General features: G+C 48.9%; 12 protein-coding genes. 1 reads left to right on the top strand and 11 read right to left on the bottom strand.

Going from position 1 to position 19126, the window contains the following annotated elements:
* Window positions 1–779: 779 nt before the first annotated feature.
* The 4 genes from IJ369_RS07300 to IJ369_RS07285 all read right to left on the bottom strand — a co-directional run bounded on the left by IJ369_RS07300 (window position 780) and on the right by IJ369_RS07285 (window position 6489).
* On the bottom strand, window positions 780–2039 hold the full coding sequence (locus tag IJ369_RS07300) for a [Fe-Fe] hydrogenase large subunit C-terminal domain-containing protein (protein ID WP_290717666.1): 1260 nt from the start codon (window positions 2037–2039) through the stop codon (window positions 780–782).
* 84 nt (window positions 2040–2123) lie between these two features.
* A complete protein-coding gene (locus tag IJ369_RS07295; RefSeq protein ID WP_290717665.1) occupies window positions 2124–3866 on the bottom strand; it encodes an NADH-dependent [FeFe] hydrogenase, group A6 in 1743 nt (580 codons plus the stop codon).
* On the bottom strand, window positions 3860–5695 hold the full coding sequence (locus IJ369_RS07290) for an NAD(P)-binding protein (protein ID WP_290717663.1): 1836 nt from the start codon (window positions 5693–5695) through the stop codon (window positions 3860–3862). Before IJ369_RS07290 ends, IJ369_RS07295 begins: the two co-directional genes overlap by 7 nt.
* 125 nt (window positions 5696–5820) lie before the next feature.
* Entirely contained in the window at window positions 5821–6489 is a 669-nt protein-coding gene (locus IJ369_RS07285; protein ID WP_290717662.1) for a Crp/Fnr family transcriptional regulator, read from the bottom strand.
* 110 nt (window positions 6490–6599) lie between these two features.
* Here IJ369_RS07285 and hcp point away from each other — a divergent pair, with 110 nt between their 5' ends.
* Window positions 6600–8237, top strand: coding sequence for a hydroxylamine reductase (gene hcp / locus IJ369_RS07280; RefSeq protein ID WP_290717661.1), 1638 nt, complete (start codon window positions 6600–6602; stop codon window positions 8235–8237).
* Window positions 8238–8306: 69 nt separating this feature from the next.
* Here the strand turns inward: hcp and nadE are convergent, their stop codons facing one another.
* Genes nadE through IJ369_RS07245 form a run of 7 tightly spaced genes read right to left on the bottom strand, consistent with a single transcriptional unit; the run spans window position 8307 to window position 19122 of the window.
* Window positions 8307–9038, bottom strand: a complete 732-nt coding sequence (nadE, locus tag IJ369_RS07275; protein ID WP_290717659.1) for an NAD(+) synthase — start codon at window positions 9036–9038, stop codon at window positions 8307–8309.
* Window positions 9039–9057: 19 nt separating this feature from the next.
* Window positions 9058–12237: a carbamoyl-phosphate synthase large subunit gene (carB, locus tag IJ369_RS07270; protein WP_290717658.1), complete on the bottom strand. Its 3180-nt coding sequence runs from the start codon at window positions 12235–12237 to the stop codon at window positions 9058–9060.
* Window positions 12215–13327: a glutamine-hydrolyzing carbamoyl-phosphate synthase small subunit gene (gene carA / locus IJ369_RS07265; protein WP_290717657.1), complete on the bottom strand. Its 1113-nt coding sequence runs from the start codon at window positions 13325–13327 to the stop codon at window positions 12215–12217. Before carA ends, carB begins: the two co-directional genes overlap by 23 nt.
* A 1-nt stretch (window position 13328) precedes the next feature.
* Window positions 13329–14774, bottom strand: a complete 1446-nt coding sequence (purF, locus tag IJ369_RS07260) for an amidophosphoribosyltransferase (protein ID WP_290717656.1) — start codon at window positions 14772–14774, stop codon at window positions 13329–13331.
* The gene (locus IJ369_RS07255) at window positions 14771–16384 is read right to left on the bottom strand and encodes a CTP synthase (RefSeq protein ID WP_290717655.1); all 1614 of its coding nucleotides are present in this window, start codon (window positions 16382–16384) and stop codon (window positions 14771–14773) included. The genes purF and IJ369_RS07255 overlap by 4 nt, the downstream gene beginning before the upstream one ends.
* 30 nt (window positions 16385–16414) lie before the next feature.
* On the bottom strand, window positions 16415–17830 hold the full coding sequence (purB, locus tag IJ369_RS07250) for an adenylosuccinate lyase (RefSeq protein WP_290717654.1): 1416 nt from the start codon (window positions 17828–17830) through the stop codon (window positions 16415–16417).
* Window positions 17831–17841: 11 nt separating this feature from the next.
* Window positions 17842–19122 (bottom strand): adenylosuccinate synthase, encoded by a 1281-nt coding sequence (locus tag IJ369_RS07245; protein WP_290717653.1) that lies wholly within the window; start codon window positions 19120–19122, stop codon window positions 17842–17844.
* Window positions 19123–19126 lie beyond the last annotated feature (4 nt).

Below are 19126 nucleotides of genomic sequence, written 5' to 3'. Positions count from 1 at the left end.
CCTGAGCCAGGATCAAACTCTTATATTAAAGTTTAAACCTGCCAGTTTCGTATCTGGCTAATCTAGTTTTTTCTAAACTAGCAAACTCTTGTCTATTTAGCATTCGTTTCCGTTTGCTTGAATTGACTATGGGTTGTGTGTTTCATATCCATTGTTCAGTTTTCAAGGATCAATCTGCTTTTTCAGCAGCGAAGATTATTTTATCAAATCTTCATTTTCCTGTCAAGCACTTTTTTTGATTTTTCAAATCTTTTTTTGTGCTTTTTTGTTGCTGTTCTTGTCAGCGAAAGTTAGTATATCATCTCCAGCCCCGCTTGTCAATGTTTTTCTTTCAATACATTCGCTGTTGACCTTTTTGATATTCCATTTTTCGACATGCCAATCAGCAGCGACAGTTATTTATTATACACGCATGTCGAAAAATGTCAACACCTTTTTTCAAAAAAATCAAACTTTCAATCCATGGATCCTCCTCCCAAAAATTCCTTCCTTATATATACTCTTTCACATAGACAACCAAAAGGATTCTCTATAAAACAACCATAAAGATAAAGGCCGAATCTTTCGATCCGACCTTATGTCTATTATTTTACATTTTCCAGAAACTTCATCAGCATCTGTGCTGCATGTGCTCTCTGTGCGCAGCCTCTCTCCTTCCCAGAATTTGTGTTTTCGGGTCAGCAAAGAGCATATCCCCTTATGTTTTATTTTTCTTTGATTGTTTATTAAACCATGTTTTTCCCATAATTCATAACAACTTATTTTTCTATTTGTTCAAATCATTCGTTTTCTTTCTTCGCCTTCAATCCAGCATATTCCCGTTCCATGCTGATGGCCTCCATATCGTATCCGCGGATGCCTTCATTGGAGTCATCTGTTAAAGCCTCTCGACTGAAGCCATTGATCCGTTCGATCCCCCTCTGGTCATGGAAAATGGATGCTGCGCCGTTGGTACAGCCGCCTTTGCACACCATGCCTTCGATCAGATTGCCGTCCAGTCTGCCAAAGGACGCCAGCTTCAGTGCTTTGATACATTCTTCGATGCCATTGCAGCAAACAGGATTGATTTCCACATCTACCCCTTCCAGCTTTGCCACACGGCGCACACTTTCCGCTACGCCGCCTGTTCTGGCAAAGATACGGCCATAGGAAGAAGGTTCCCCTGCGGAAATTTCAGGCAGATTTACAAGATCCAGCCCCTTTGCGTCAAACATGGCTCTCAGCTCTTCGAAGGTCATTGCATGATCCACAGCACCTTTTACTTCAGGCTGCTTCACCTCTACCTTTTTCGCGGTGCAGGGGCCGATAAATACAACTCTTGCCTTAGGGTCTTTCGCACGGATGGCTCTGCCCATTGCAATCATGGGAGAAACCACTGTAGAAACATGATCCATCAGATCAGGGTGGTTCTTTCTTACATAATCCACAAAAGCAGGACAGCAGGATGTGGTTTTCCATTTCTTTTCTTCGATGGTCTCTGTAAATTCTTCTGTTTCTGCCAATGCCACCATATCCCCAGCGATGGCTGCTTCCACCACATCATAGAAACCCAACTCCTTGATGCCCGCAAAAACCTGTCCCACATTCACTTCGCCAAATTGGCTGGCAACAGCAGGCGCCACCACGGCGTATACATGGTAATTGGTATTATTGAAAGAATCCCGCAGCAGATTCAGGATATTCATAACATAGGATTTATCTACGATGGCGCCAAAAGGACAGACCTGTTTGCATCTGCCACATTCGATGCACAGCTCCTGATTGATATAAGCTCTGTGGTTTACAATGGAAATGGCACCCTTGGGGCAGACCTCACGGCATTTATGACCCAGACAGCCGCGGCAGGAGTCGCTGCGCGTTCTTCTTTCATTTTTGCAATCTGAGAAGGATCTTCCAGCACATCGTGGATCATACCAGCCATAACTTTTGCAGCTGTCATGGAGCCTGTATGGGCAATGATGTAACCTGTGGAAGCTGTTGCCTGCCAGGAGTGTGCGGGAGCACCTACGGGCCAGCCAAGCTGTTGTTACCAGAGACATAGGCATGCTATTGGCAAAAGGACGAAAAAAGGCATCTGCTTTTTTTCATTACAGATGCCTTCTTTTTTTATCATTTTATATTTTTCAGTCCTGTTTCGGCATATCCCACGCCTTATGGTCTGTATGGAGCAGATGATGGGCAACTTCGCCCAGAGGTTCGCCAAGATATTCCTGATACAGCGCCTGTACTTCAGGGTTTTCATGGGAGAAACGCAGGGGATTTTCTCTGTCCAGCTCATACAGTCTTTCCCCACGAACGCCGAAAAGTTCTTCATCTTCCACGGAAATAGGCTGACCGCCGCCGCCAACGCAGCCGCCGGGACAAACCATCACTTCCACAAAATCATAATGCACTTTGCCCTCTTTCAGCTGTTCGATCAGCTTGCGGGCATTGCCCAGACCGCTGACAACGGCACAGCGTACAGGGATGCCTGCTACAGTATATGTAACCTCTCTCAGGCCGGGTTCTGTGCGCACTTCGCTGAATGCGTCGGGGTCGGGATTTTCCCCGGTCAAAACGTAAGATGCTGTACGCAGGGCTGCTTCCATAACGCCGCCTGTGGTGCCGAAGATCACGCCTGCGCCTGTGTGCGTGCCCATGGGAGAATCCAGAGGTTCTTCCTTGATAAAATGAGGGTCAAGATGGTCTGCACGCATCATGCGCACCAGTTCTCTTGTTGTCAGCACGATATCCACGTCGGGGCCATATTCGCCTGCCATAGTGGGCAGCGCTGCCTCTGCTTTTTTCGCCACGCAGGGCATGATGGAAACACAGCAGATCTTTTCGGGAGAAACGCCCAGTTTCTCCGCCAGCCATGTTTTACTCAGCGCGCCAAACATCTGCTGAGGAGATTTCGCTGTGGAAAGCTGACTTGTCAGTTCAGGATATTGGCCCTTCAGGAAACGTACCCAGCCGGGACAGCAGCTGGTGAACATGGGCCAGCGTACCAGCGCGCCAGATTTCAGTCTGTGCAGGAATTCATTGCCTTCTTCCATGATGGTCAGGTCGGCAGTGAAGTTGGTGTCGTAAATATAGTCGAAGCCCATACGGCGCAAAGCTGCAGCCATGCGTTCCATCGTTGCTTCTTCCCGTTTCAGGCCAAAGTATTCGCCCCATGCTGTACGCACTGCGGGGGCAACCTGCACCACTGTGATCTTTTCCTTATCCGCCAAAGCCATGCGCACTTTTTCTGTATCATCCCGTTCCCGCAACGCGCCTACGGGACAGTGGGTGATGCACTGACCGCACAGGGCACAGTCAGAATCCTTGATGACACGGTTGCCGGAAACGTCTACTGTCGTACGGCTGCCTGTACCTGCCAGATCCCAGATATTCAAGGTCTGCACCTTATCGCAGATCTGGATACAGCGCATACATTTGATACATTTGTTGAAATCGCGATACAAGGGGAATGTCTTTGTCCATGCACTGCGGCGGCCTTTGGCCAGCTGTGTCTCATAAGGCAGTTCCAGAATGCCCAGATCGTTGGCAACATTCTGCAGCTGACAGTTGCCGCTGCGCACGCAGGTCGCGCATTTGCAGTCATGCTGAGACAAAATCAGCTCCACATTGGTACGGCGTGTATTACGGGCACGGGTAGAATTGGTATGTACCACCATGCCGTCTTTGACAGGGTTGCTGCAGGCTGCAACCATGGCTCTTTCCCCTTCCACCTCTACACAGCAGATACGACAGGCGGAAATTTCGTTGATATCTTTCAGATAGCACAGGTGAGGGATCTTAACGTTGACGCTTTTTGCCGCCTCCATGATCGTTGTACCCTCAGGCACATGCACCACCAGTCCATCGATCGTCAATGTTACCATTCGTTATTCCTCCCTCCTTTAAATACACCAAAGCCAAAGTAATCGCAGCGCAGACAGCGTTCGGATTCCTGTTTTGCTTCTTTCTTGCTCATGCCGTCTACCACCAGATCGAAGTTGCCCTGACAATCGGATGTGCAGTGGCTCTTCAGATTCACGCGACCGCAGGGGGGCGCGTTGGAAAGATGCGCAGGAGGAACTACGATATCGGTATTGATCTTATGATCGAAGCCCAGATATGCATCGATATTGGCTGCGGCTACCTTACCAGCCGCAACAGCACGAATGACTGTAGAAGGGCCGGAAACGGCGTCACCGCCGGCAAATACATTATCCACATCCGCAACAGAGCTGGTGTCTTCCGCCTGGATCATGCCCTTGAATGTTTTGATACCAATGGATTCGAAAGGACGGGCATCGATGGCCTGACCGATGGCTACGATGACATAATCACATTCGATACGGAATTCAGGCACATCGGCACTGATAGGCTTGGGTCTGCCATCTTTGCCGTAAGGACCGATGATCTGAGGGGTTGTCCACAATGCAGCTACTTTGCCCTCTTCGTCTTTTTCGATGCGGGCAGGGGCCTGCAGAGGCAGGATCTGGCAGCCTTCTGCCATCGCTTCTTCGATTTCTTCCGCCAACGCAGTCATATCGTCCACACGACGACGGTAAACGCAGGTCACGCTTTCTGCGCCCAGTCTTCTTGCGGTTCTTGTTGCGTCCATGGAAACGTTGCCGCCGCCGATGACACAGATCTTCTTACCTGTAAAATCAGGGGCATCCCCTTCGCCGATGCGGCGCAGCAGACCTACCGCGCTGACAACGTTGATGGCATCTTCCCCTTCGATGCCCAGTTTTTTATCATTATGGGCGCCGATGGAAATATAAACGGCATCGAAGCTCTTCTGAATATCTTCCATAGAAACATCCTTACCGATGGAAACATCCGTGATAACATTGATGCCTGTGGTCAGGATATGCTCAATATCCCGTTCCAGAACATCATGGGGCAGGCGATAATCAGGAATACCATAGCGCAGCATGCCGCCCAGTTTGGGGCGCTGTTCATATACCGTTACCTGATGCCCCATCTGGGAAAGGAAATATGCTGCAGTCAGCCCGCCGGGGCCGCCGCCGATGATGCCGACCGTCTTGCCTGTGGGTTCATGCAGAATTTTTGCAGGCTGGGGCTTTGCATTATCCACCGCAAAGCGCTTCAGGCCACATATATTGATCGCATCATCCACCATGGCACGACGACAATGGCCTTCGCAGGGATGCTCACAAACGTATGCGCAGGAAGAAGGGAAAGGATTATCTTTACGGATCAGGCTCACCGCTTCTTCATATCTGCCTTCATTCACCAGCGCCACATAGCCGGGAACGTCCACATGGGCAGGACAGGCAGAAACACAGGGTACGGGGAAGGTCAAAGCAGAGATACAACGGCCATGCAATACATGTTCTTCGTAATCTTCACGGAAGCCGCGAATACCCTTCAATACCATATGAGCCCCTTCGTAACCGATGGCACAGCCTGCAGAATCGGCAATGACTCTGGCAGTCCGTTCAATGGTATCGATGGTCTCCATGGTTGCATCCCCATCCAGCACCTGCTCGATCAGATTTTCCAGCTGCCCCAGGCCGATACGGCAGGGCACACATTTGCCACAGGTCTGCGCGTGGCAAAGACGCAAATAGTTCAGGGACATATCCACCGGACACAGGCCATGGGCACTGGCGTTGATACGGCAGTCCATATCCCGGTGCAGCCCGTCCAGGACGGTTTGCGCCCGTCCGGGCGTTTCAATAGATAAACGACTCATCTTTCTCCTCTCTTTCCTCTCTATAAACAAATGTTTTCATCATGGAGCTATGATCTCCATTTTTCTCTCTAAAAAAAGATTTGTTCCTATTTTATAAGACTTTTCTGTTTCCGTAAAAAAACGCATTATTCCAGATCTATCCCGATCAGAGTAAAGTGATTGCGATCCACCTGCAGCAGGCCTTCCTTCTGCATTTTGCTCAGCTCATTGGACATGGCGCTTCGATCCACACTGAGATAATCCGCCAGCTGCTGACGGCTGAACGGAATCTCAAAATCGCAGCTGTCATGCTGATTCGCCTGAAAGGAAAGATAGGATAACAACCTTCCCCGAATAGACTTGGAGCTGGTATGAAAAATGCGACGGGTCAGGCCGAGATTTTTTTGAAAAGAAACAGAAAGCAGATTACGGATCACCCTGCTGTGATGGCTGCAGGCATTGGAACAAACATGCAGCACCCGATTCACATCCAGAAACAAAATCTCAGTCGGTTCTGTTGCAACGATGCTGATCATCAGAGGTTCATTGGGGATACAGGCATAGGCCTCTGCAAAGACCTGCCCAGGCCCCGCCTTTTCCAATATGCTCTTATTGCCCCATACGTCATTATTTTCTATGGAAACACTGCCAGAAAGCACGATCCCGATGGAGTGGATGATCTCCCCCATATGATAAATGACGTTGCCCTTCCGATAGCTTTTGGTTTCTCCTCCCAAGCAGCCCAGCATCCCCTGAACCTCATCAGGAGATATCCCTTGGAAGAGAATGGTTTTCGACAAAAAATTTTTATCCATTTTTTCATCTCCTGTTGTTATAACAACATATTTTTTATTTTGATTGTAGTATGATGTCTCCAGAAAGTCAAACCCAACTAAAACAATCAGGATAATAGGAGGATAATCATATGGAGAATAAAATGTTTTGTTATCAGTGTCAGGAAACAGCAGGTTGCGCAGGCTGCACCAGAATGGGTGTCTGCGGCAAAAACCCTCAGGTAGCTGCCATGCAGGATATGCTGGTGTATGTTTCCAAAGGTATCTCTGCAGTGACAACGCAGCTGCGTAAGGAAGGCAAGCCTGTGGCAAAGGGCATCAACCACATGATCACACTGAACCTGTTTGTGACCATCACAAACGCAAACTTTGATGAAGATATGATCGTTGCAAGAATTTTTGATACACTGCAGCGCAAAGAAGAACTGCTGCAGATGGTGGCAGAAAAAGAAGCTCTGCCCGCAGCGGCTCTTTGGACTGCAGCGGAAAAGGCAGAACTGGAAAGCAAAGCAGCAGAAGTTGGCGTACTTTCCACACAGGATGAAGATATCCGCAGCCTGAGAGAAATGATCACTTATGGCCTGAAGGGTCTGTCTGCCTATAGCAAGCATGCAAACGCTCTGCTGCAGGATGATGAAGAAGTAGATGCGTTCCTGCAGAAAGCCCTGGCGGCAACACTGGACAACAGCCTGACCGTAGACGATCTGGTTGCTCTGACCATGGAAGTTGGCAAATACGGTGTCAACGGCATGGCCCTGCTGGATAAAGCCAATACTTCTGCTTACGGAAATCCCGAGATCACAAAAGTAAACATCGGCGTAGGCACGCGCCCCGGCATCCTGGTTTCCGGTCACGATCTGAGAGATATGGAAATGCTGCTGAAACAGACAGAAGGCACAGGCGTAGATATCTATACCCATTCCGAAATGCTGCCCGCTCACTATTACCCCGCATTCAAAAAGTACAGCCATTTCGTAGGCAATTACGGCAACGCATGGTGGAAACAGAAAGAAGAATTCGAGTCTTTTAATGGCCCCATCCTGATGACAACAAACTGTATCGTTCCCCCTAAGGACAGCTATAAAGACCGCATGTACACCACAGGTGCCGCAGGCTTCCCCGGATGCAAACACATTGCAGGCGAAATTGGCGAAGAAAAAGATTTTTCTGAGATCATCGAGCATGCAAAACGCTGTGCTGCTCCCACAGAGATCGAAACAGGCGAGATCATCGGTGGCTTCGCCCATGCGCAGGTAATGGCTCTGGCGGATAAAGTCATCGAAGCCGTAAAATCCGGTGCTATCAAGAAATTCGTTGTTATGGCAGGCTGCGACGGCCGCGCAAAGAGCCGCGATTACTATGCGGAATTTGCTCAGGCTCTGCCCCAGGATACCGTTATCCTGACTGCAGGCTGTGCAAAATACAAATATAACAAGTTGCCCCTGGGCGACATCGGCGGCATCCCCCGCGTGCTGGATGCAGGCCAGTGCAACGACTGCTATTCCCTGGCTGTCATTGCCCTGAAACTGAAGGAAGTCTTTGGTCTGGAAGATATCAATGACCTGCCCATCATCTACAACGTAGCATGGTATGAACAGAAGGCTGTCATCGTACTGCTGTCTCTGCTGTATCTGGGTGTGAAAAACATCCATCTGGGCCCCACTCTGCCCGCTTTCCTCAGCCCCAATGTGGCAAAGGTACTGGTAGAAAACTTCGGCATTGCAGGCATCGGCACAGTAGAAGAAGATATGAAGCTCTTCTTCAGCTAAAAAATCCAAAAACCTCCATAAAAAGAAAAGACAGGACCCATACCATAAGGTCCTGTCTTTTTTCTCTTTTTATTCTGCGGAATAAGGGAATCCCGGCATCAACTGCAGCTTGAACAGATTTTTCTGATGAAGCTGATCGATTCGGTTTTTCTTTTCCTGATCTTCGATTTTGCCTGTGCGGATATATTGATCCAGTTCCGCATAGGTAAAGCCCAGATTTTCTTCGTCTGTTTTCCCGCTCAGACCATCGATGGGTGTTTTCTGGGTTAGCGCATCAGGCAGCCCCAACACTGCACCGATCTTCTTTACTTCCGTTACTGTCAGGTTGCACAGAGGGCTGAAATCCCCTGCCGCATCGCCGTATTTTGTAGAATAACCCACCCAGTCCTCAGAAAGATTGCAGGTATTTGCTACTCTACCGTTCACACTCTGGGAAACGGCATATACCGTCGCCATACGAATACGGGCAGGCAGGTTCGTTCTGCTCTGGCGGGAAATTTCCAGTTCCTTCATTTCCTCCAGGATGCCGTCCACCGCATTTTTGATATTGATCTCATAATGCTTGATCCCCAGATGGTTCACCAGCATATACGCCATATCGATATCCTCCTGCTTGCCGCAGGGCATCAAAACGCCGATGACTCTATCCTTCCCCAGGGCTTCTGCGCAAAGGGCCGCTGTAACAGAGCTGTCTTTCCCGCCGGAAATGCCAACAACTGCGTTGCATCCCTTTCCGTTTTCTTCAAAAAATTTTCTGATCCATTCTATACATTGATCTTTTACTTTTACTGCATCAAACATATCTTTCCACCTTCCTCCATCAATCGCTGATCAAACTGATCCCCATAGTGATCTCTTCCAGAACATCCAGAAGCACCCGAACAGTATCCAAAGATGTAAACATCGTCACATTATTTTCACTGGCACAGCGGCGAATGGCTACCCCGTCCTCGTTATGGATGCCGGAAAGGATGGCTCTAGTATTGATGACATAGCTGACATAGCCTGCCCGGATGGATTCCAAAATTTCTTCACTGCCTTCACTCAGCTTCCCGCGCACTCTGGTGCGGATGCCCTTGCCTTTCAGGAAAGCGGCTGTGCCTGCCGTGGCCTCGATATTGAAGCCCATCTCATAAAAACGGCGGATCAGGGGCAAAGCCTCTTCCTTATCCTCATCCGCCAGGGTGACCAGAACGGTTCCGTAATTCTGCATGCGGATGCCCGATGCCAGCATGGCCTTATACATAGCGCGATGGAGCTTCGTATCATAGCCGATGGCCTCCCCTGTGGATTTCATTTCAGGAGACAAATATGCATCCATGCCGTTCAGCTTGGAGAAGGAGAAGGCAGGCGCTTTTACATAATAACGTCCCTTTTCTTCTGGATATGCCTTGAAAATGCCCTGTTCCACCAGGCTCTTGCCCAGAATAACATATGTGGCGATATCCGCCAGGCTGTAACCCGTTGCCTTGGAAAGGAAAGGCACCGTACGGGAGGAACGGGGATTCACTTCAATAATATACACATTTTCTTCTTTATCTACGATGAACTGGATATTGAACAGGCCAATAATGCCAATGCCCAGCCCCAATTTTTTCGTATAATCAATGATTTTTTCTTTTACCCTATCGGAAATGCTGAAGGAAGGATACACACTGATAGAGTCACCGGAATGGATGCCCGTACGTTCTACCAACTCCATGATGCCGGGAATAAAGACGCGGTTCCCGTCGCAGATGGCGTCCACCTCCACCTCTTTCCCGCGGATATATTTATCCACCAGAACAGGCTTGTCTTCATCGATTTCTACGGCTGTTTTCAGATAATGACGCAGCTGCTCTTCTTTGGCAACGATCCGCATGGCCCTGCCGCCCAGAACAAAGCTGGGACGCACCAGAACAGGATAGCCGATCTCTTCCGCCGCTTTGATGCCTGCTTCGATGCTGGTGACCGCCTGTCCTTTGGGCTGGGGGATGCCCAATTCTGCCAGAAGCTTTTCAAAGGCATCTCTGTTTTCTGCCCGTTCGATGGCGTCGCAGTCTGTGCCGATGATCTTCACGCCTCTTTCCTCCAAAGGTGCCGCCAGATTGATGGCAGTCTGGCCGCCCAGAGTGGCAATGACACCTTCTGGCTGCTCCAGATCGATGACGTTCATCACATCCTCCACGCAAAGGGGTTCAAAATACAGCTTATCGGAACAGGTGTAATCCGTGGAAACCGTTTCTGGGTTATTGTTGATGATGATAGCTTCATAGCCCGCCTTCTGAATGGTCTGCACCGCATGTACGGTGGAATAGTCGAATTCTACCCCCTGCCCGATGCGGATAGGACCGGAGCCCAACACGATGACCTTCTTCTTCTCCGAAACGATAGATTCGTTTTCTTTTTCATAAGTGGAGTAAAAATAAGGGATATAGCTTTCGAATTCGGAAGCACAGGTATCGATCATTTTATATACAGGCAGGATGCCCGCTTCTTTTCGCATGTCAAAAATCTCTGTTTCTTTTTTATCCCAGAGCTGTGCAACAGTTTTATCGGCAAAGCCCATTTTCTTTGCTTCCCGCAAAATTTCGATATTTCCACAGTTTGCTTTGATCTCCTTCTCTTTTTCCACAATATTTTTCAGCTTTCTGAGGAAAAACAGGTCGATCTTCGTTGCTTTCTTGATTTCTTCCACGCTGCAGCCCATGCGCAGCAGCTTTGCAATGGCATAGATACGATCGTCGGTGCCGATCTTGATATAATCCATCAAGGCATCCTCTGTCCAATCATCAAACTTATGATGTTCCAGATGATACAGACCGATTTCCAGAGAGCGGATGGCCTTCAGCAGGCTTTCTTCAAAGGTTCTGCCGATGCTCATGACTTCCCCTGTAGCTTTCATCTGTGTACTCAGGGAATTATTTGCATCCGCAAATTTATCGAAGGGGAAACGAGGCATTTTCGTTACCACGTAGTCCAGGGCAGGTTCGAAGGATGCAGGCGTATTGGCGATCTGAATTTCATCCAGCGTCATACCCACGCCGATCTTCGCAGAAACACGAGCGATAGGATAACCGCTGGCCTTGGATGCCAATGCAGAGGAACGGGATACACGGGGATTGACCTCGATCAGGTAGTATTGAAAAGATTCAGGGTCTAAAGCAAACTGTACATTGCAGCCCCCTTCGATCTCCAACGCACGAATGATTTTCAGGGCACTGTCCCGCAGCATGTGATATTCCTTGTTGGTCAAAGTCTGGGAAGGACAAACGACGATGGAATCGCCCGTATGGATGCCAACGGGGTCAAGATTTTCCATATTACAGATGGTGATAGCTGTGTCGTTGCTGTCCCGTATCACTTCATATTCAATTTCTTTATAGCCCTTGATGCTCTTTTCGATCAGAACCTGATGCACAGGGGAAAGCGTCAGGGCATTTTTCATCATAGGAATGAATTCTTCTTCACTATCGGCAAAGCCGCCGCCGGTGCCGCCCAAGGTGAAGGCAGGACGCAGCACAACAGGATAGCCGATACTTTCTGCTACCTTTAACCCTTCTTCAATGGAATTTGCCACATCGGAAGGCAGGACAGGTTCGCCCAGTTTTTCGCAGAGCTCCTTGAACAGTTCGCGGTCTTCCGCCTGTTCGATACTGCTGCTTTTTGTCCCCAGGAGTTCCACCTGACATTCTTTCAGGATGCCCTTCTTTTCCAGCTGCATCGCAAGGTTCAGACCTGTCTGCCCGCCAATACCGGGCAAAATAGCATCCGGACGTTCATAACGGATGATTTTCGCAATATATTCCAGTGTCAGAGGTTCCATATAGACCTGATGGGCAATGGAAGTATCCGTCATGATGGTGGCAGGGTTGGAATTGCAAAGAAGCACTTCATAGCCTTCTTCCTTCAGGGCAAGGCAGGCCTGAGTGCCGGCATAGTCGAATTCCGCAGCCTGACCGATGACGATGGGCCCGGAACCAATGACAAGTACCTTTTTAATATCTGTTCTTTTCGGCATGGTTCTTTTCTACCTCCATCATTTTGATAAACTGATCGAAAAGATACCCGCTGTCCTGAGGACCGGGCGCACTTTCCGGATGATACTGCACACTGAATATATGATCTCTCTCGCATTTCACACCTTCGATGGTATCATCCAGAATGTTGATATGGGTAACAGTCAAATCTGTCCCCTTCAGGCTTTCCGTATCTACAGCGTAGGAATGGTTTTGAGAGGTGATTTCGATTTTATTGGTTTCCAGATTCCGCACAGGATGATTCCCGCCGCGATGTCCAAATTTCAGCTTATAGGTTTTGCCGCCATAGGCCAGAGAAATGACCTGATGGCCAAGGCAGATGCCAAAAATAGGATATTTGCCCCGCAGCTTTCGCACTGTTTCGATCACAGGCTGCACCTCTTCCGGGTTGCCGGGGCCATTGGAAAGGAACACCCCGTCGGGTGCCAGCTGGTTGATCTGCTCCGCTGTTGTGTTCCAGGGAACAATGGTGACACTGCAGCCCCGTTTGTTCAAAGAACGGACGATATTCTGCTTCATGCCGCAGTCAATGGCAACCACGCGATATTTTTCATTAGGTACTTTCGCGTGCCACAATGTTTTACAGCTGACCCTTGCCACTTCGCCGGAAGGCATGGGACTTTCCGCCAGGATCTTCAGCCCTTCTTCCAAGGGCAAAGCCGCATGTGCCAGCAGAACCTTTCTGCTGCCATAGTCGCGGATAGAACGGGTCAGTTTTCTGGTATCCACACCAGAAATACCGGCGATGTTATATTTTTTCATGACTTCAGAAAGCGTAGCAGTGCTTCTGAAATTGGAGGGAAAATCGTTGTATTCTCTTACGATCAGCCCGCCGATGGTAGGCGTGATGGTTTCATAATCATCATCTGCCATGCCATAATTGCCGATCAGGGGATACGTCATGACTACTGCCTGATCTGTATAAGATGGGTCGGAAAGGATCTCCTGATACCCAACCATGGAAGTATTGAACACGATCTCGCAGACCTTCTGCCCTTCGTATCCAAAAGCGTAGCCGTAATATTCACTGCCATCTTCCAAAATGATTTTTCTATTGAATTCCTTACCCATGTCAGTTTCCCCTTTCCTCTTCGTTTCTTTTTTGAGTTTCGGAAAGTTTCTGTTCAAATCTGTTTTTTCTTGTGTCTGTTGGAATTGCTGTAGGATATTTCCCGCTGAAGCAAGCACTGCAGTAATCTTCATTTCCAATCAGGCCGCCCAGTTCTTCTACCGGCAGATAACCCAAAGAATCTGCTCCGATCATTTCTCTGATCTCTTCCACAGTATGATGGCAGGCGATCAGATGCTCCTCAGAATCGATATCCGTACCATAATAACAGGGATGCAGGAAGGGCGGCGCAGAGATGCGGACATGAATTTCCTTTGCTCCTGCTTCCCGCAGCAGCTTTACGATGCGCCCGCTGGTGGTGCCTCTGACGATGGAATCATCGATCATCACCACTCGTTTTCCTTTGACGCTTTCTTCCACAGCGCTCAGCTTGATACGTACCTTATCCAGGCGGGCATCCTGCCCCGGAGAAATGAACGTTCTACCGATATATTTATTTTTGATGAGCCCAATCCCATAGGGGATGCCTGTTGCCCGGCTATAGCCCAAAGCAGCATCCAAGCCGGAATCCGGCACGCCAATGACCACATCCGCATCAACGGGATGGGCTTTTGCCAGAATTTCCCCCGCACGGATGCGGGCACCATGGACGGAAACCCCATCAATGATGGAATCGGGTCTGGCAAAATAGATATATTCAAAAATACAGAGTTTCTTCTCTTTTGTATTACAATGTTCCAATCTGGAAACAACGCCATTTTGACTAAAAACCAGAATTTCTCCCGGCTCCACATCTCGGATAAATTCTGCACCCACGGCCTGCAGCGCACAGCTTTCCGAAGCCACCACATATATGCCGTCTGCTGTTTTGCCATAGCAAAGGGGACGGAAGCCATAGGGATCTCTGGCACAGATCAGCTTTCGGGGAGACATCAGCACAAGGGAATAGGCCCCATCCAAAACCTTCATAGCATTGCTGAGAGCATCTTCGATGGAATTGGTTTTCAGTCGCTCCCTGGTAACGATATAGGCAATGGTCTCCGTGTCGCTGGTGGTATGGAAAATGGCACCGTTCAGTTCCAATTCGTTTCGCAGATCCGCCGCATTGCTCAGATTGCCGTTATGGGCCAGGGCCATAGTGCCTTTCTGATGATTCACTTCAATGGGCTGGCAATTGATTCGATTCGTGCCGCCAGTCGTGCCATAGCGCACATGCCCCACTGCCATGCTGCCCTTGGGAAATCGATTCAAAATATCCTTTGTGAATACTTCATTGACCAGCCCCAGGTCTTTATGGGAGGAAAACACACCATCCTCGCTGACAACGATGCCGCAGCTTTCCTGCCCGCGGTGCTGCAGGGCATAGAGCCCATAATAGGCCATGCTTGCCACATCGGCCGGCTCCGTGGCAATGACACCAAAAACGCCACATTCTTCTCGGATACTCATTTTTTCTCCCCCTTTGCTCTTTCCAATGCTGCGCCAACGAAGCCCTTGAATAAAGGATGGGGCTTATTGGGGCGGCTTTTGAATTCAGGATGATACTGCACGCCCACATGGAAAGCTCTATCCGTCAGTTCTACTGTTTCCACCAATCTTCCGTCGGGGGATGTGCCGCTGAAGGTCAGCCCTTTCGCCTGCAGCAATTCCCGATAATCATTGTTGAATTCATAGCGGTGTCTGTGGCGTTCGCTAATGGTATCTGCGCCATAGCAGCGTGCCATAGTCGTACCTGCTTTGATCTTGCAGGGATATGCCCCCAGGCGCAGAGTGCCGCCCTTTGCCACTTCTTCGCTCTGGCCCGGCATAAAATCAATGACCTTATGCTGGCAGCTGACATCGAATTCCCCGGAATTTGCATCCCCAAGGCCAGCTATGTTGCGGGCATATTCGATGACGCCGATCTGCATGCCAAGGCAAATGCCAAAGTATGGCACTCTCTTCTCTCTGGCGTATTTCGCCGCCAGGATCATGCCCTCTGTCCCTCTGTTGCCAAAGCCCCCGGGAATGATGATACCATCCAGCCCTTCCAGTTGTTCTTCAGCATTTCCTTCAGTGATCTGTTCCGAATCTATCCAATGGATCTTCACATGGGTATCATGGAAATAGCCCCCATGGCGCAGAGCTTCCGCCACAGAAAGATAGGCATCATGCAGCTCCACATATTTTCCCACCAGACCGATATCCACACTGTAGGGTCTGTTTTTGATGCGTTCCACCATAGCTGTCCATTCTTTCAGGTCAGGCGCTTCTGTCTGCAGGCCCAATTCTCTGCAGACCACTTGGGAAAAATTCGATCTTTCCAGCATCAGTGGTGCTTCATACAGATTCGGCAGGGTGATATTTTCAATAACACAATCAGGCTTTACATTACAGAACAGAGAAATTTTCTGGAAGATGGATTCCTCTAAAGGCTCATCGCAGCGCAAAACGATCATATTGGGATTGATACCCATACCCTGCAGTTCTTTGACGGAATGTTGGGTGGGTTTGGATTTATGTTCTTCCGAACCTTTCAGGAAAGGAACCAGTGTCACATGGATGAAAAGGCTGTTTTCCCTGCCCACTTCCAATGAAATCTGGCGCACTGCTTCCAAAAAGGGCTGAGATTCAATATCGCCGATGGTACCGCCGATTTCCGTGATGACCACATCTGCACCGGTCTTTTCGCCCACACGATAAACGAATTCTTTGATCTCATTGGTGATATGGGGGATGACCTGCACCGTCGAACCCAGATATTCCCCACGACGTTCTTTATTCAAAACATTCCAATAAACCTTACCGGTAGTAAGGTTGGAAAATTTATTTAAGTCTTCATCGATGAAGCGTTCATAATGGCCTAAGTCCAAATCTGTTTCTGCCCCATCCTCTGTCACGTAAACTTCCCCATGCTGATAGGGGCTCATGGTACCGGGGTCAACATTGATATAAGGGTCCAGTTTCTGCGCAGCCACTTTCAACCCTCTGGCCTTCAGCAGCCGGCCAAGGGAAGCGGCCGTAATGCCCTTGCCAAGACCGGATACAACGCCCCCCGTTACAAATATATATTTTGTCATAGCAAATCCTCCCTCTTTCTGTTCTGTTTTTTACAAATTGATCTCTACCGTTTCTTTGGATACTTCAGAAAGCAGAGGACGTACCTTTGCAAGGAATGCATCTACCTGTTCGGGGCATCTGCCGATGTAAAGTTCAGGGGCAAGGAGCTGTTCCATTTCTGCTTCCGTCAGGCCAAATTCCTTCTGGGCCGCCAGACGCGCCAAAAGGTCGCAATCCTCGCCATTTTTCATTTTTGCTGTTGCTTCGTGGGAGCAGGTACGGATAATTTCGTGAATTTCCTGTCTGTCGCCGCCCCGTTTTACTGCTTCCATCATCAGGTTTTCCGTCGCGATGAAAGGCAGATATTCTTTTACTGTTCTTTCTACGATTTTTTCATTGACATGCAGACCATCGGTCACATTCTGCGCCAATCTCAGAATGGCATCGGCACAGAGGAAGCCTTCGGGCATGGAAATGCGACGGTTGGCGGAATCATCCAGTGTGCGTTCCAGCCACTGCACGGATGCTGTCATAGGTGCATTCATGGCATCTGCCATCAGATAACGAGATAGAGAACAGATACGTTCACTGCGCATGGGGTTTCTCTTATAGGCCATGGCAGAGGAACCAATCTGATTTTTTTCAAAGGGTTCTTCTACCTGTCTGTCATGCTGCAGCAGACGGATATCATTCGCCATACGATAGCAGCTCTGAGCGATGGAAGAAAGGCAGTTCAAAATGCGGCTGTCCACTTTTCTGGGATAAGTCTGCCCGCAGACAGCAAAACATTCCGCAAATCCAAAATCTGCGGCAATTTTTCTGTTCATTTCTTCAATTTTTTCTGTATCCCCTTCAAAGAGGTCTACAAAGCTGGCTTCTGTACCTGTGGTGCCGCGGCAGCCAAGGAATTTCATGCTTTCGATAACAAAATCAAGTTCTTCCAAGTCGGAAAGAAAATCCTGCATCCAAAGGGTGGCCCGTTTGCCTACTGTCACCAACTGTGCAGGCTGATAATGGGTATATCCCAAAGTAGGCAGAGCTTTATATTTTTCTGCGAAATCCGCCAAATTGGCAATGACCTGCAGCAATTCTTTTCTCAGATAGCGCAGGCCATCTCTGTAAATGACCAGGTCTGCATTATCTGTTACATAGCAGCTAGTCGCCCCCAGATGGATGATGCCTGCGGCGGAAGGTGCCACCTTGCCATAGGCATATACATGGGCCATCACATCATGACGCACTTCTTTTTCTCTCTGTTTCACACATTCATAGTCGATATCTTCGATATGGGTTTCCAGATCCCTGACCTGTTCCTCTTTGATGGGCAGACCCAGTTCTTTTTCCGCCTTTGCCAGGGAAACCCACAGCTTCCGCCATGTCTGATAGCGGGTATCAGCGGAGAACAGCTCCAGCATATAATCGGAGGCATAGCGGGAAGCCAACGGGGATTCGTATTTCTTTTTCATAGGAATTCTCCTTACTTACTTCTGATGATGATACTGTCTCTTTCAGGGCCAACGGAAACATATGTGATAGGGCAACCGATGGCTTTTTCGATAAATGTTACATAGTCCTGGGCCTGTTTGGGCAGTTCTTCCCAGGTACGAGCCTTAGAAATGTCGCATTTCCAGCCGTCGAAATATTCAATAACAGGCTTTGCTTCGTTCAAAGCAACAGGGAACGGGAATTCGTCGGTCTTCTTCCCATCCAAAACATAATGGGTGCAAACAGGAATTTTATCCATGTAGCTGAGGACATCCAGTTTTGTCAGAGCGATCTCCGTCGCATCCTGCACCTTCACGCCATATTTCGTGGCTACGATATCCATAGGGCCAACGCGGCGGGGTCTGCCTGTTTTTGCGCCGTATTCAAAGCCGGCTTTTCGCAGTTCTTCCGCTTCGTCCCCGAACATTTCACAAACGAAAGGTCCTTCCCCCACACAGGTAGAATATGCCTTTACCACGCCCACGATATCAGAAACATGGGCAGAAGGCAGTCCGGAGCCAATAGGGATATAAGCCGCTGTGGTATTGGAAGATGTGGTATAGGGATAGATGCCATAATCCAAATCTCTCAGAGAACCCAACTGGGCTTCAAACAGGATGCCTTTGCCTTCCTTCTGAGCTTCTTTCAGAATCGCTGTGGTATCGCAGATGAAAGGTTTGATCTTTTCGCAATATTCCTCTATCCATTTTTCCAGCATTTCCATGGTGTAAGGCTCTGCATCGTAAACCTTTGTCAGAGTCAGGTTTTTCCATTCCAGCAGGTCTGCCAGATGGGCTTTCAGTTCTTCAGGATAGAACAGTTCCCCTGCCAGAATGGTTTTCTTCTGGAATTTATCGGAATAAAAAGGGGCAATGCCCTGTTTTGTAGAGCCGTATTTTTTATCCTGCAGGCGCTGTTCCTCCAGGGCATCCAGGTCTCTGTGCCAGGGCAGCAGGATGGATGCTCTATCGCTGATCTTTAGATTTTCAGGGGTCAGAGAAACGCCCTGCTTCACCACATCCTGCATTTCCACCCAAAGATTTTCCGGGTCAAGGGCAACGCCATTGCCCAGAATATTGATGACTCCTTTTCGGAAAATGCCGGAAGGCAGAAGATGCAGCATAAATTTCCCATATTCATTCACGACTGTATGGCCTGCATTGCCGCCGCCCTGAAAACGAACAACGATATCATATTTTTCTGTCAGGAGGTCAACCATGCGGCCTTTTCCTTCGTCGCCCCAGTTGATCCCAACGATTGCACAATTCTTCATAGAA

Origin of the sequence: Anaerotignum sp. (assembly GCF_017483025.1) — a bacterium.
GTDB lineage: Bacteria > Bacillota > Clostridia > Lachnospirales > Anaerotignaceae > Anaerotignum_A.
Note: the sequence above shows the minus strand (reverse complement) of the source record. Positions and strands in the feature narration are given on the sequence as shown.